This is a genomic window from Mycoplasma sp. 06067-C1-B144P-99-0482-3 (genome assembly GCF_051053925.1).
GTDB classification, from domain to species: Bacteria; Bacillota_I; Bacilli_A; order Mycoplasmatales; family Mycoplasmataceae; genus Mycoplasma; species Mycoplasma leachii.
The window spans coordinates 20,689-37,428 of sequence record NZ_CP144017.1 but is presented as its reverse complement, the minus strand read 5'-3'; the positions used below and the strand labels follow the sequence as shown (position 1 = coordinate 37,428).

Sequence of the window (16,740 nt, the reverse complement as noted above, 5' to 3'; positions counted from 1 at the left end):
GCAAAATAAAATGCACCTAAGTGCATTTTTTATTACTAAATTTTAAACTAAGCTCATTCTATGGTTTGTGGATCGGCTGGGTGTGCGTTATGTTCTAAATTATCAATAATTCCATTTTTAATATGAATTACAGTGTTTGCAATTTTAGCAATATTTGGGTTGTGAGTAACTACAATAACAGTAGTTTTATACTCTTTATTAACTTTAACTAAAATTTCTAGAACTTTACGTCCCATTTTTTCATCTAGTGCTCCAGTTGGCTCATCAGCAAATAAAATATCTGGATTTTTAGCTAATGCTCTTGCTATTGAAACACGTTGCTGTTGTCCTCCTGACATTTGATGAGGATATTTGTTCATTTGATCTTTCATTCCAATTGTTTCAAAAATTTCATCAATTGACATTCCATTTTTTTTACTTGAAAGATTTTCTCCAACTTCAGCATTTTCTTTAGCAGTTAAATTGGTCAATAAGTTATATTGTTGAAAAACAAACCCAACAGTTTTTCTTCTAAACTTAGTCATGTGAGAGTCTTTTAATAAAGAAAGATTAGATCCTAAAACAAAAACATCACCTTCACTAGCTTTATCTAAACCTGAAATAATATTTAAAAAAGTAGTTTTTCCTGATCCAGAAGGTCCCAAAATAACAATAAAATCTGATTTATCTAATTTAATATCAATACCTTTTAAAACAGGGGTTTCTAAATCACCAGTAATATAAGATTTTTTAACATTTTTTAATTCAATAATATGTTTATTTAAATCTGGTTTGTAGTTTTGAGTAGTGATTATATGCTCTTTATTTAAAATATCTTTTGAATATTTACTAGTTAATTGCTTTTGAAGCTTTTGTTTTTGTTTTAACCCTTTAATTCCTGGTTCAAAATTTTGTTCATTTGGAATAATTATATATTCTCTTTGATCTGCTTGAGTTGATGAAAAAGACTCAGTTTTAACTGATTTTATTTTTTTCTTTTTTTCAACTATTTCAAGGTCATCTTTTTTAGATTTACTAATTGGTTGAATTTGTTGAATATTAATAGAAACCTCAGAGACCTCAGTTTTTTTCTTGTCTTTAGCCATAATTACCCTCTTTATAAAACAATGATTATAATAGATTTTAACACAATTTAATTTAATAATGTTAGGACGTCTTGTATCTGAATATTGTATTTTTGATTACAAAAATCGCATACAACTTCTACAGGTTTATCATCTTTAATAATATCTTTTAAATCATTTGGGTTTAAAAGATTTAGTGTTGATAAAACTTTTTGATAAGAACAAGTACATTCAAAACTAATTGTTGATTGATCTAAAATAGTAGCATCATTATCAATTTCTTTAACAATAGCATAATAATTAGTTGATTTAACTAGTACATCTTTTACATAATTTGTATTACCTAGCTTTTCTGAAATATAGTCTAAATCTTCTTTTGTATGATTTGGAAGCATTTCAACTAAAATTCCAACTACTTTTTTAATTTCTAAATTATCATCAAATTTAACTTCAGTTGTTATAAATGATTTAGTTTGATTTGATTGATTAAAATACTTCATAAAATCATAATCAATATTTCCATATTCAATTTCTATATTTGAAACATATGGTTCTTTTAAATTCAAATCTCTACTTACTATTAAATCACCTGTATTAGAAGCAATTAAACAAATAATTTCATTAAGATCTTTATTATTAAAATTATCAATATTTACATTTTTATTTTGTATATAAGCTCTAATTTTACTATCATGATACTCAGCTATCATAGTTTTAGTTAAAGAATTTGGTGCATTTCAATTAACATAAGTCTTTTCTTTATTTTTAAATTGCATTCCAATTAAAGTTGAACAACAAATAAACTTAGAAAAAACCATATTAGCTAATACATTTGATTGTTGTAAATCTGTAATTTCTTTTATAGTTTCAGAAGCATCAACTATTGAAATTCTTAAATTATATTTGTTACTAATTGCTCTTATTTTTAGATCCATAAAATACCTTCTAACTAATGAATTATACCAAAATCAGCGTATTGACTTGTATATAAAAATGTTTATTAACTATAAAAGCTATTGTATATAAAATTTCAAATTGTTCATAACCTTATTTTTAATATATATCTATAAGGATTAGTTGATATTTATTATATGTTAAATAAAAAGCAGTTTTAAACTGCTTTATAATCTAGAGCTATAACTCTATTAATTGATCAATAAGGATTATTTTTATTTTTTAATAATCTAACTTCAAATCTAGTACCTAATCTTTTAGATTCTTTAGTATCTGAAGATTTTAATCTAATTAATTGATAAATAATTTCATTTTCATTACTATTTAATATTTTAGTTGATCAAGCGTTTTTATCATAATATTTAGTAGCAATTTGTTCTTCTTGCTTTTTAAGTTCTTTATCTTTTTTATCTAAAACATAATTAAATACATTAAGAATTGAAGTTACATCAGTTTTGTTTTCAATTGAAAGTTGATAATTTGAATCGCTTGCTGGTAATCCACCAAATAAAGTACCAAATACATAACCCAGTGAATCTTTTAAATATGAACTTTTATCGGGATTTATTCCTAATAGCATATGTAAAGGAGAATAAGATGAATCATCTTTTAATTTGGTTCTATCTAAAGTAATAGCTTGACTAGATCCATTAATATAAAAATGAATTTTATCTCAATTATAATAAGACTCTGGCTTTCTATTTTTAATAGAATCAGAACCTACATCACTACTATTATCATGAGTATCAAATCCATAAACCAGAGCTTTAAGAATAGTTTTAGTTTTATTTTCTTTAATATCTTTGCTATACAAGAAATTTTTATCTTTGTTTTCTGGTCTATATTCAACACCAACTTTTATAGTTAAAGCAGTAAGAACTTTTCCAAGACTTGAAATATTAATACCAACTACTTTATTAGGGTTTTTAGATAAATAATCATCAAAGTATTTACCTAAAATTTCTAGAAGCTGTAAAATAGTTTGGTTATTTATACTTTCTAATCCAAAGTATTTTAATAATTCTTTTGGAATATCAATTTTTGTATCTCTAATTTTTGATATATTTTGAAAACTTTCTATTTTTTTAGAAATATTAGTTATTTTAGATACTCATTCATTTTTAATATCATCTAAAGTTTCTAAACTATTCTTTTTAGTAATTAATCTTATTATAGGAAGTAATGGATTTTCCTTATTTTCTGCATCTTGTAATAAGAAATTAATTCATTTTAGAATGAAGTCTTCAATTATATTCCCTTTATATAAACTAATATTTAGATTAAATTTTAAGTCACTAGATTTTTCATATTTTTTAAAATGACTAGAAAATAAATCTAAATATTTAGGAAGTTGTTCTTTTATCTTATCTGCATTTTGTATAAATTTATTTTTTTGCAATGTTTCAGAAATAGATTTAATTTTTTTTAAATGTGGTTCAATTTTATCGTTTGCAAATCTTTCAAGAATTCACTTTAATGCACTATTTGAATATGGTAATTCTAATATGTCATATATTGAACTTATATCCAACAATTTTATAAAAAAAGCTTTAACATTAACATTTAATATTTTATTATTTATAAGCAATTCTTTAAATGTCATTATAATTTCAGATATATTTTTTGATGTCATAGAAAAATCTAAAATATTATCCTTTGCTAGATAAAAAATTTCTTTTATATGTTTTATTATTGTTTCAGATGAATTATTGATAATGCCATGAATTTTTTTAAGAACATCAATTATCTTAGGTATTATACCATCTTTGCTAAAAACTTCTATTTTAGCTGTTAAACTCGCTAATCATAAAGAACCAGCAGAAATATTTAGTATCCCATTTTTAATTTCTACATGCCATTTGCCTAATGGTGTTCCTAATTCATTTAATTTTTTTGTAATAAAATTTTTAATGTTTTCTTCAAATGTTTTCTTAATTTTTTCATCAGACATAGCAAAATCAGCAAATTTTATTAATGTTTCTAATAAATTAGAAAAATTATGTAATTTTTTTTCTACTCAATTAATTAAATCAAATATTAAATTTCCAACACCATTATTTGAGCCTATATTATTTTTGCTATTAAATATTTCATTTTCATTAAAACGCTTAAAAATAAAATTATAAAATCTATCAAAACTTTTTTTATCCTTTAATACTTTTAGAAAACCGTTTATTAATACATTTAAATCAATTTTATTATTAACTAAGGCTGAAAAATCACTAACATTAACTTTTTGCTTTGTTAAATCACTTGGGTTTTTAAATTCTTCATGAGTGACATAATATAAACCAAAAAAGATTTCTGAATATAAATAAGTAGCTAAATATGGTGTAATTTTATTTATTAATTCTAAACCTTTTGTTTTTATTTTTTGAAAGTTTTGTGATGTAAAAATACTTTTAATTTTGCTAAAAATTTTTCCTAAATTTTGAAAACCATTTTTACTACTAATTAGTTCACCAATAATTTCACCTAAAGAATCTAAACCTAATTCTGCTAAAATTTTATCTAATGCTTCAGGAATTTTATCAACTTCAGTTTCTTTAGCAAATTCCTTATTATCAGCAATTGCTGCTGCTATTTGATTAATATTTTTAACTAAAGCTTGTTGGACAGTAAGGTCTTTATAATAATCTTTTTCTAATGGTTCAGGAGTAAATAATTTACCTAAATAACTAAAAAGATCTTTGTTATTTTCAATAACATCAGCAAATTTATTTATTCCATCTTTATAACTTTGAAGTTTAGAATCATCTCTATTATTCAAAACTTTATTTTGTAAAAAAGATAAACCTAAAGAAGCTAAAGAAGGAGCAAAACCATTTAAAAATTTTTCAGCTGATTTACTTATACTTAATAAAAAATCAATATTTTTTGGAGTTATTTCTCCTTTTGAACTCTCTATATTTTTATACTCATTATTATTTTTATATTGAATTTGTAGATTCTTATTTAATACATTATTAGATGAACCAAAATAAGTTTTTCAAAGATCTGAAATAGTATCAGAAGAAGTAGTTTTACTATTATTTGGTCGTCAAATAAAATCACTGTTAAACTCATTTAACAATGATTTTTTTCCGATTTTTTCATTAAGATAATCTTCATTAAGATTTTCTGTTTCTTTTAAAATTCTAGATTGAACTGCATATGAGCTAGCTTGAACATAATTTTGAATCTTATTAACTACTTTTTGTTTGTTTGAATCTACATAACTTTTTGCAAAAATTCCAAAACTACTAAAAAAGATAGCAAAAATAGAGATTATAGTTACTCATCACTTATTATTTTTAATAAACTTTAACATTTAATTCACCTTAAAACTAACTACAACCAACAAATATATATGCAGACAATATTTTATTTATCCATTAACATTACTATGTTTACTATAACATAATTTTTACTTTTTAAAAGTTAATAAAAAAGTAGCTTATGCTACTTTATAATCTAGAGCTATAACTCTATTAATTGATCAATAAGAATTATTTTTATTTTTTAATAATCTAACTTCAAATCTAGTACCTAATCTTTTAGATTCTTTAGTATCTGAAGATTTTAATCTAATTAATTGATAAATAATTTCATTTTCATTACTACTTAATATTTTAGTTGATCAAGCGTTTTTATCATAATATTTAGTAGCAATTTGTTCTTCTTGCTTTTTAAGTTCTTTGTCTTTTTTATCTAAAACATAATTAAATACATTAAGAATTGAAGTTACATCAGTTTTGTTTTCAATTGAAAGTTGATAATTTGAATCGCTTGCTGGTAATCCACCAAATAAAGTACCAAATACATAACCCAGTGAATCTTTTAAATATGAACTTTTATCAGGATTTATTCCTAATAGCATATGTAAAGGAGAATAAGATGAATCATCTTTTAATTTGGTTCTATCTAAAGTAATAGCTTGACTAGATCCATTAATATAAAAATGAATTTTATCTCAATTATAATAAGATTCTGGCTTTCTATTTTTAATAGAATCAGAACCTACATCACTACTATTATCATGAGTATCAAATCCATAAACCAGAGCTTTAAGAATAGTTTTAGTTTTATTTTCTTTAATATCTTTGCTATACAAGAAATTTTTATCTTTGTTTTCTGGTCTATATTCAACACCAACTTTTATAGTTAAAGCAGTAAGAACTTTTCCAAAACTTGAAATATTAACTCCAACTACTTTATTAGGGTTTTTAGATAAATAATCATTAAAATATTTATTTAATGTTTTTATAAGCTCATAAATTGTTTGAATATTTAAACTTTCTAATCCAAATTGTTTTAACAATTTTTCAGGTAAGTTAATTTTAATATTTTTAATTTTTGTAATATTTTTAAAGTTTTGAATTTTTTTTGAAAGTTCAGATATTTTAGCGGTTCATCGATCTTTAATTTGTTTTAAATTTTCTAATTTTTCATCTTTACTAATAGCTTTTAAAATAGGTAATATTGGATTATTATCTTTACTAATATCTTTTGTTAGAAAATCAATCCATTTATAGACAAAATCAGAAATTATATTTCCATCATAAAGACTATTTAATAAATTAAAATTAATTAGATCGCCATTTTCATAAGTAATTAAATGTTTTGAAAGATTTTCCAAATATTTTGAAAAATCATCTTTTAATTTAATTGGTTCAGTTATAAATTTATATTTTTTTAATGACTCTAAAAAAGTTTTAATCTTATTTAATATAGGATCTAAATCTTTTCCAGCTTTTTTATAAACTAAACCATTTAAAAACTCATTATTATAAGGAAGAGTTAAAATGTCATATATAGTTTTAACTTCCATATCTGGTTCTCCAAAAGGTCAAAATGGAATCTCAGTTTTAGCAATTGTTATATATATGTTTTTATCATCTTTTAATAAATCACTTACATTATTTATTAGTTCTTGAAAAAAAGAAAAATTAAAATTTTTATTATTATTTAAATACAATACATTTTTAGTGTATTTAAAAAATTCATCAACTAAATATTTAGTCGATTTATCAAAAGATTTTAATATAGTAATTAGTTTATTAAATAATCCGGTCTGTCCAAAAAGATTTAGTTTTACATGTAATGGGATTCTAACCAAAACAATAAGAGATATTTCTAATGCATTATCTTTGAATTTTACCGCTCATTGTCCCATTGGTGGTTTTGGTAATTTATCCTTTATAAAACTAACAATTTTATCTTGTACAATTTTTATAATATTAGGATCATTTAAAGCTATTTCAGCAAATCTAATTAATATATTAAGTTTGCTTGAAAAACTATTTATTTTTTCTTCTAATCAATTAATTAAATCATAAATTAAACTTCCAGTTCCTTTGTTTGAACTTATATTGTTTAAATTATTAAAAATTTTATTTTTATCAAATCTTTTAAAAATAAAATTATAAAATCTTTCAAACCCCTTTTTATCTTTTAATATTATTTCTATTCCATTTAATAAAACCTTAAAATCTAATTTATTATTAATTAATGCTAAAAAGTTACTGTCATCGGTTTTTTGAAATAATAGATCATTAGGGTTTTTAAATTCTTCATGAGTGACATAATATAAACCAAAAAAGATTTCTGAATATAAATAAGTAGCTAAATATGGTGTAATTTTATTTATTAATTCTAAACCTTTTGTTTTTAATTTTTGAAAGTTTTGTGATGTAAAAATATTTTTAATTTTGCTAAAAATTTTTCCTAAATTTTGAAAACCATTTTTACTACTAATTAGTTCACCAATAATTTCACCTAAAGAATCTAAACCTAATTCTGCTAAAATTTTATCTAATGCTTCAGGAATTTTATCAACTTCAGTTTCTTTAGCAAATTCCTTATTATCAGCAATTGCTGCTGCTATTTGATTAATATTTTTAACTAAAGCTTGTTGGACAGTAAGGTCTTTATAATAATCTTTTTCTAATGGTTCAGGAGTAAATAATTTACCTAAATAACTAAAAAGATCTTTGTTATTTTCAATAACATCAGCAAATTTATTTATTCCATCTTTATAACTTTGAAGTTTAGAATCATCTCTATTATTCAAAACTTTATTTTGTAAAAAAGATAAACCTAAAGAAGCTAAAGAAGGAGCAAAACCATTTAAAAATTTTTCAGCTGATTTACTTATACTTAATAAAAAATCAATATTTTTTGGAGTTATTTCTCCTTTTGAACTCTCTATATTTTTATACTCATTATTATTTTTATATTGAATTTGTAGATTCTTATTTAATACATTATTAGATGAACCAAAATAAGTTTTTCAAAGATCTGAAATAGTACCAGAAGAAGTAGTTTTACTATTATTTGGTCGTCAAATAAAATCACTGTTAAACTCATTTAACAATGATTTTTTTCCGATTTTTTCATTAAGATAATCTTCATTAAGATTTTCTGTTTCTTTTAAAATTCTAGATTGAACTGCATATGAGCTAGCTTGAACATAATTTTGAATCTTATTAACTACTTTTTGTTTGTTTGAATCTACATAACTTTTTGCAAAAATTCCAAAACTACTAAAAAAGATAGCAAAAATAGAGATTATAGTTACTCATCACTTATTATTTTTAATAAACTTTAACATAATGATACCTATTAAATTAACTAAAAAATTTAGTTGTCATATTAAAACACGTTTTATTATTATATTATATTATTATGGTTCACTATGCTCAATATGGCATAGTTTTTGACTTTTAATAATTAGCAATAGAAAAGAAGTTGTTATGAAAAATTTATATTTAATGCTAAAACAGGGAATAAAATGAATTTTAAAATTCAAGCTTCAACTAGTTGTTATTATAGTTTTGACTTTTATTGCTTCAATTATTTTAACAATTTCTTTTACCACTAATAAAAGATTAAGTTCAGCTTATGATCAAGTTGTCAATAACCAAAACTCTCCTAAATTCGATTCAACTTATCAAATAACAGTTGGAAGTAAAGCTAAACCTAAAAAAGATGACCCTTTATTTGTTCCTATTTTTGATTTTGTAAATAAACAATACACCGGATTTAAAGATGAAGGTTATAATAACTTCAATCTAACTTTTAATGATATTTATGGTGAAAAAAACCTTTTAACAATTACAACAAGTTCAAAGGAATTTAAAGATGCTTGAGCAAGTAAAAAAGATATTTTTGTATATAACAAAAATAGTGATGATAAAAAGCAAATAGCAAATCAACAACAAGATTTTGACTTTGCTATAAATGATGCGTTTTTTAATACAATGGCTGATTTGCTTTCAAAAAATGATTCAGCTATTAAAAATACTGTAATTGGTAGATATACTCAATCCAATCCAAATTGATATAAGCATTTTTATAATAAAGAAAAGAATATTAAAAGTAACTGATCTAATTTTATTAAAAATAAAGCTAAAATTCAAAGTTTAAAAAATACTAATCCAGATGATTTAAAAACTTACTTTTACTCATATTATGCTTTTGAATCACTTTCTCAATATTTCTTTAAGACTATTCAAACATTTTTACAAGATGATAAAAATGAATTAAGTCAGCAAACTTTTACACACCAAGAAGATGCATACAAATATTTCTATGAATTTTTATTTGGTAAATATTTTGATGAAAATAACAAAAAACCAAGCTATAAATATGACTATATTGCAACTAAAGACAACCTTTATACTCTAACTTTTCATTCAAGTGTGCCAACTAGTGAATTTCAAAAAATGAAATTCTTAATTAAATCAGAAAATAAAGACGACCATAAACAACAAGATCAAAATTTCTTCACACAATTAGTTAAACAAGGTTTTAAAGGTATTTTAAGACCACTTCAAATTACTTATCATAATACTGGTAATGAAACTGATATTACTAATGTAATTCAGTATAGTGAAACTCAAGAATTAAGAGGTTTTATTTCAAACTCAAATACTTATTCTCAAGATGTAAAAGAATTACCTGAAATATTTAAAAATAATAGTTTTGTAGATATATTAGCTATGAATGCTGATCCATTTGCTAATATTGGTGAAAAATCTATTAATTTTTATACTAGTAAAACAAATGATCTTGAAACTACAGTTGCTTCAGATTTTCCAATTACAGCTGCATTTTTAACTCATCATAAACTAACTGCTTTAGCTAATGGTTATGATTTATACATTAGACCTGAAACTATATTTAATGACCCAATTACTAAAAAAACATTTAGAATTGTTGATATTACTAATAAAAACTACACTAACTACATAATTTTAGATGGACAAACTCCAAGTAGTGCTAGTGAAATAACAATAAGTAAGCAATTTGCAAAAGCTAATAAAATTAAAATAGGTGATCGTTTAACTTTAGGTAATGCTAAAGGTTTAATTGTTACAGGTTATGCGGTTGATACTTATTCATTTTTCCCAACTTCAGATCCAAATGTACCTTTACCAAAATCTGGTTCTGGTGGTTTAATTTATGCTGATTTTGCAACTATTAATCAAATTTTAGGTGATGAAAATTCAGCAACAGCAAATGATCAAACTTCAACATTTAATTTCTTTTTAATTAAAAAAAATAATTCTTCAAATATTAAAAATGTATATTTTGATCATTTTTCAGTAGCAAATAAAATTAGAGATAACATTTTAGCTAAACAAAAAGGTGAAGAAATTCAAACATTTTATCAAGAACATGAATTTAGTAATTCTTGATATTCTTTAAATTGAACTTTATATCAAAAAATTACATTTTGATATTCACTAACAACATTTCTAACAGCTAGTTTAATCGCTCTTGTTTCAGCATTAGCTGTATTTGTTGGAATTATTAAATCAATTCAAGCAAACTCAAAACAAATCGGTATTTTAAAAGCAAATGGAGCATCAAGTGCAACTATTTCTTGATCATATGTTTCATATGCTGTGATTTTAGTTTTTATAGCAATACCTTTAGGTTGAATGGCTGGTACAATGTTACAAGTTCCATTTGTTGCTATTTTTAAAGATTATTTTAGTTTTCAAACAAATGTATTAATTTATGATTGACTAGCGCCTTTAATATCTATTATTATTTTTGGAGTTTTAATTGGAGTCTTTTCATTTTTTATTGCTTTATTTCATATTAAAAAACCAGTATTAGATATTATAAAAAGTTCTAAAAAATGATCTAAACCAAAAATTACAGATTGATTACATAAACGTATTTTTAAAAAACCTAGATTTGCTACTTTATTAATGTTAAAACTAACTGAATCTGGTAAAAAACCATTTAGTTTGTTATTAGTATTAGTGTTTGTTGGAACTTTATTTGTTTCAGCTGGTGTAGCTATTCCTAGTGTTGCTAAATATGCTAAAGATAATTACTTTAAAAAAGTTAATTATGACAATCAGTATGAAATTTATAATAGTTTGTCAAATAGTCCATTAGGAAAAGATGTATTTAACTTTTGAAATGGTCATGAACAAATTGATAATACTTATAAAGAAATTAAAGATCCTAGTGGAACTATTAATTATTATGAAGATCCAAATAGTTATACTTTATCAAATCAAAACTCTTCAGTTCTACCTCAACTAATTTATAAAATTAATACTAATAAAGATAATGATTCTAATAATGCTGAAATCCTTACTCCATATAAATCAATTATTAAAGAATATTTAAAAACTGGAGTCTCTAATTTATATAAAAACTTATTAGATTGAGCTTCATATCAAATTAGTATTTCAAATGGTAAAAGTATTTCAATTGGTACAATAGAACAACTTTATGCTTATATTTTAAATGATGCCGATTTAAATGAACGTTTTAAAAATGACATAGATAAAGTTAAAGAAACTAATAATGTTACTCAACCTTTAACTCAGTTTGTTGGAGAACTTTTAAAAACTATTTTTAAAGATAAAGTGCAAACTACAGGTGAATGAAAAGAAAAAATTTTAAATTTAATTTTAGGTTATTCTCCTTCATTTATTAAATCTTATTTAACAAGTGAATCTCGAAGAGCTCAATTTTCTTTTGGTTGACAAAAACAAACTATAATTTCACAAAAAGATCAATTAGCAACTATTTTTAAACCTAAATCAAATAATGTTGAAACTAATTATAGTATTTTAGGATTAGATAAAAATCAACAAACTTATAAGTTAAATGATAAACAAAAAAATCAACTATTTTTATCAAATAACCAAGTTCAAAAACTTTATCAAATTATTAATAATCCTTATGATAAAAATCAAAACAACGATATTTATTTAAATAATATTAAAGTTTATGATCATAAAACAAATACTTTAACTATTCCAACTATTGTTAATAAAAACTTAAATTATAAATTAAACAAATTTGGTAATAATATCATTTCAAATTTATCTGCAAATAACATTCAATTATCATATAAAACAAGAAATAATGATTTTAATGTTTTACCAAAGCAAGCTTGAATATATGATGATTCAGATTATTTAAAAACTGAATATGTAAATAAACATACTAAATGAGAAGATCAACCAATTCAAATTATTAATAATAAAAACAACAGTTCTTCTTATGGATATGAAGTAGTTGAAAATAATAATGAAAAATACTACTATTTAAATCCTTATAATTTAGATGTCAATAAATTTACTCAAAGACAAGTTATAGATGTTTGATCTAATAATTCAAATAGTTCTTTAGTTGCAAAACAACATGAAAATATTGTTGATGAGTCTCCTTTATTTGGTGATTTTGTAATTAATAATAATGGACAAATTACAAAATCATTTATAAGACCATATTATCAGTTAAGAAACTTATTATTATTTGTTCCAATAACTGATCAAGTTAGTTGAGAAGACTTTGTTTTATATGCAAGTGGATGAAGTAAAAGTACAGAACACGGATTAGATATTAAAAAAGTTATTAGTGATTTAGATAAAACTGATGATCATACAAGAAACTATAAATACCCAGCTATTAAAAAACTAAATGCTAGTTTAGTTCCACAATCAGTTAAAAATGGTTGACAATCAGTAATTAAAGATCTTAAATCTGATACAGCTTATTTAGCTATTAGACCTTATGATTTTTCTATTCAACAAGAAAAATGAGCAAATAATCATTATGAGTATTTTATTTTAGATAATAATACTAAAAAAATTCTTGGAGTTAATCCACCTTCAGCTGATAAATCTATTCCAAATATTTTATTAAATTCAGTGCCTCATTTTTATAGAAGAGCTGTTGGAAAAAGAAAAAGTGTTCCAGCAATTTTAAAACTACAAGATAAAAATGTTAGCTATGTAAATAAAGATTTAAAAATTAAACTACAAAAAGTTGATGATATTGATATTTATGGAAAAGCTTATGCCTTAGTTGATTCTGATTTAGCTAATATGTTATATGGATTTGATATTAGTAGATCAACTAACTATGATTATCGTCCATTTGATACTTCTAAAATCATTAAAAAAGGTGAATTATTTAATACTTATAAAACTACAAATTGATTAAAAGTAAATAATAAAGATCCTTGAAAACAAGCTTTTATTAGCCAAAAAGATACATTTAGTTATTCACCACATTACTATTACAATACAATCTTTTCAAATTCTAGTGAACCTTTAATTATTACTAGTTCAGTTTCATTAATTTCAGAACAAAGATTAGGTATTGCAATTTTAGATCTAATGAACTTAAGTGATTATAAAGCGGGTATAGTTGATGTTGATTTTACCTTTGAAACTAAACAGTTATTAAATCAAATAGCTAAAACCGCTATTTATATAGCAATAATTATAATTACAGCAATTATGTTATGTGCTTCATTATTAATTATGCTAATAACTGATATTTATATTTCTCAATATAAATCATTTATGATAATGTTAAGATCAATGGGTTATACAAATACTCAAGTAATGTTTTACACACTTGGAGTAGCTACTATATTTAGTTTATTAATTTCATTTATTACAACAATTATTGTATTTAGTAGTACAACAATAATTGATAAAGCGTTTTCAGCAAATGGCTTTTCAATTCCAATTAATGTTTATTGAATATCAGTAGTATTTTGTATTTTACTAATTCTAGTATCTTTCTTTACTTCTTTATGAGTTTCAACAAAAAGAGTAAGAAATGCTGAACCAAGCAAAATGCTAAGTGAAGTTGATGACTAATAAAATGTCAAACCAAATACTAAATGTATTTGGTTTTTTATTTATTATTGAAAAAAATAATATAATCTCTATACTGTAAAAAAATTGTTTTTAAATAAATAATTAGGAGTAAATTTAATGAAAAAGTTATTGACTATATTAAGTATTAGTAGTTCTATTTTTTTAATAACAACAACTACTTTAGCAATAAGTAATTATCATAATAATAATTATTTAAATTTTAATCAGCAAATTATTTCAAAAGAACACAAAATAGAAGATGGAGTTTTAAAAGAGGTTGGATATTATTTAGATAACGGTGTTATTAGAATTAAAGGAATAAATTATAAAGTTCGTGTAATAGCAGCAGAATTACCAAAAGAAATAAAAAGTTTAAAAGGTGCATTTCAAACAAATAATAATAACATAAAATGAGAAGTTGAATGAGATACTTCTCATATAACTGATATGAGTTATGCTTTTTATAATACTAATTATATTAATGATAAAAGTATATCAAAATGAAATAATACATCAAACGTAACTAATATGGAAGCGATATTCGGACTTAGCAAAGGTTTTGATCAGAATATCTCAAATTGAGATGCTTCAAAAGTAAAAAATATGATAAGTATGTTTGAAGGGGCTACTAAATTTAATAACAATGAAGAAAAACTAGATTGAGGTAAAAAACTTCAAAACGTTAAAACTATGGAAAAAATGTTTAATAATGCCAAGAAATTTAATCATAGTTTAAGTGATTGAGTTATGCCTAATGTAGTTGAAAACAAAGATTTCGGTTTAGAAAAAAACAAAACAACCTATATGAAAAGTAGAAGAACCAAGATCAATAAATAATGAAATAAATATATCACAACCTAATGAAAGTATTTCACCAAGAAATGATGAAACTGCAGAAAATAATTTGATATCAAATCCCGAATCTGAAACAAATAATATAGCACCTAAAGTTAATGAAGATATTAAAAATGAAATAAATAACTAACCTTTAAATGATGAAGATAATAATCATTCTACAACACCTACAACTGAAAATGAGACTACAGAAACTGAAAAAACCACTAATGATAGTTCAAGTGATTTAAAAAATGGTATTTATACAATTCCATCTAAGCCAAGTACTATAAATTCTTCTAAACAAAAATCATCTAAAACATTAGCTATAACAATGGGTGTTTTAGGTTCTGCTACAATTTTAGGAGTAGGTTCTGGAGTTAGTTATTATTATCGTAAAAACTTAAAAGACTTTTATTTGAAAACCAAAAATAAGATATTTAAATCTAAATAAAAATACAAGAAAATCTTGTATTTTTTTGTGTTCTAGATTATTAAATTTTTATTTTAAGTATTAAACAATATCAAATTATTATGAATAAAAGAATATTACTTTCTAATTTTTGGTGCTAATAAAAATTTAAATTTACGAAATTATATAATTTTATTGTATGGTAAATAGTTAAATTAAGAGCATGATGTATCAGATAAATTTGAATATAAATTTTAGAAATTTTATTAAAGGTAAGTATAGTCTTTGAAAATTATTTATTAGATATTTTATGTCTAAATTTAAAATACCTAAATAAACAGGAGAATATATGAAAGTTATATTTTTTGGGGTAAGAGATTCAGAGGTTCAATTTTTTGAAAAACTAAAAAAGAAATACAACTATGAATTAACATTAGCCCAAGGGGTTTTAACACTAGATAGAATTGATCTAATTAAAGATCATAATTGTGTTATTGTTAGAGGTGCTGATAAATTAGATAAAACTTTATTACAAGCTATTAAAGACCAAGGTATTGAATATGTATTTACTAGAACAGTTGGATTTGATCATATTGATATTTCAACAGGACACGAACTTGGATTTAAAATGGCTAGAGTGGCTTCTTATTCACCAACTGCTATTGCTGAATTGGCATTTAGTTTAGCTCATAGTTTATCTAGAAAATCAGCTTATTGAGCATATCAATCAGTTAATAAAAACTTTAAAATGGATCAATATGGATTTTCTAAAGAATTAAAAAATAGTGTTGTTGGTATTATTGGAACTGGACGTATTGGTTATGAAGCAGCTAAAATGTTTAAAGCTTTTGGTTGTGAAGTTTTAGGTTATGATATTAAACCAAATAGTAATTTTGAAGATGTAATTAAATATGTTGATTTAGATTATGCGTTATCTAATGCTGATATTTTAAGTTTTCATATGCCTTATATTAAAGGACAAAACGATAAACTGATCAATAAAGAATTGATTAGTAAAATGAAAGATGGAGCTATTTTAATTAATACTTCACGTGGTCAAATCCAAGATGAACAAGCTATTTTAGATGCTATTAAATCTAATAAATTAGCTGGAGCTGGATTAGATGTTTGAAATACAGAAAAAGATTATTTATTTAAAACTTTAGATAGTATAGATGATCCAGTTATTAAAGGATTATTAGATTTATATCCAAAAGTTTTATTAACACCACACATTGGTTCATATACAGATGAAGCAGCCTCAAATATGATCGAATACTCATTAGATAATTTAAATGAATATTTAACAACTGGGGATTGCAAAAATAAATTATAAGATGAGTTA

The 16,740-nt window shown here is 22.9% G+C and carries 8 protein-coding genes; 4 read left to right on the top strand and 4 right to left on the bottom strand.

What is annotated here, in order from left to right; all coding sequences use genetic code 4:
- Positions 1 to 47: 47 nt before the first annotated feature.
- The 4 genes from V2P32_RS00140 to V2P32_RS00125 all read right to left on the bottom strand — a co-directional run bounded on the left by V2P32_RS00140 (position 48) and on the right by V2P32_RS00125 (position 8,610).
- Entirely contained in the window at positions 48 to 1,085 is a 1,038-nt protein-coding gene (locus V2P32_RS00140; protein ID WP_107669898.1) for an ABC transporter ATP-binding protein, read from the bottom strand.
- Positions 1,086 to 1,132: 47 nt separating this feature from the next.
- The gene (locus tag V2P32_RS00135; RefSeq protein WP_434343613.1) at positions 1,133 to 1,999 is read right to left on the bottom strand and encodes an Hsp33 family molecular chaperone HslO; all 867 of its coding nucleotides are present in this window, start codon (positions 1,997 to 1,999) and stop codon (positions 1,133 to 1,135) included.
- A gap of 176 nt (positions 2,000 to 2,175) precedes the next feature.
- The gene (locus tag V2P32_RS00130) at positions 2,176 to 5,328 is read right to left on the bottom strand and encodes an STREFT protein (protein ID WP_434343612.1); all 3,153 of its coding nucleotides are present in this window, start codon (positions 5,326 to 5,328) and stop codon (positions 2,176 to 2,178) included.
- A gap of 126 nt (positions 5,329 to 5,454) precedes the next feature.
- Positions 5,455 to 8,610 (bottom strand): STREFT protein, encoded by a 3,156-nt coding sequence (locus tag V2P32_RS00125; protein ID WP_434343611.1) that lies wholly within the window; start codon positions 8,608 to 8,610, stop codon positions 5,455 to 5,457.
- 142 nt (positions 8,611 to 8,752) lie between these two features.
- On the opposite strand from V2P32_RS00125, the gene V2P32_RS00120 reads away from it, so the two are divergent.
- The 4 genes from V2P32_RS00120 (at position 8,753) to V2P32_RS00105 (ending at position 16,731) form a co-directional block, all read left to right on the top strand.
- Positions 8,753 to 14,149 (top strand): ABC transporter permease, encoded by a 5,397-nt coding sequence (locus tag V2P32_RS00120; RefSeq protein WP_434343610.1) that lies wholly within the window; start codon positions 8,753 to 8,755, stop codon positions 14,147 to 14,149.
- Positions 14,150 to 14,266: 117 nt separating this feature from the next.
- Positions 14,267 to 14,986, top strand: a complete 720-nt coding sequence (locus V2P32_RS00115) for a BspA family leucine-rich repeat surface protein (RefSeq protein ID WP_434343609.1) — start codon at positions 14,267 to 14,269, stop codon at positions 14,984 to 14,986.
- 331 nt (positions 14,987 to 15,317) lie between these two features.
- Positions 15,318 to 15,437 (top strand): MyrrCad domain-containing protein, encoded by a 120-nt coding sequence (locus V2P32_RS00110; RefSeq protein ID WP_434343608.1) that lies wholly within the window; start codon positions 15,318 to 15,320, stop codon positions 15,435 to 15,437.
- A gap of 307 nt (positions 15,438 to 15,744) precedes the next feature.
- Positions 15,745 to 16,731 (top strand): 2-hydroxyacid dehydrogenase, encoded by a 987-nt coding sequence (locus V2P32_RS00105; protein WP_434343607.1) that lies wholly within the window; start codon positions 15,745 to 15,747, stop codon positions 16,729 to 16,731.
- Positions 16,732 to 16,740: the final 9 nt, after the last annotated feature.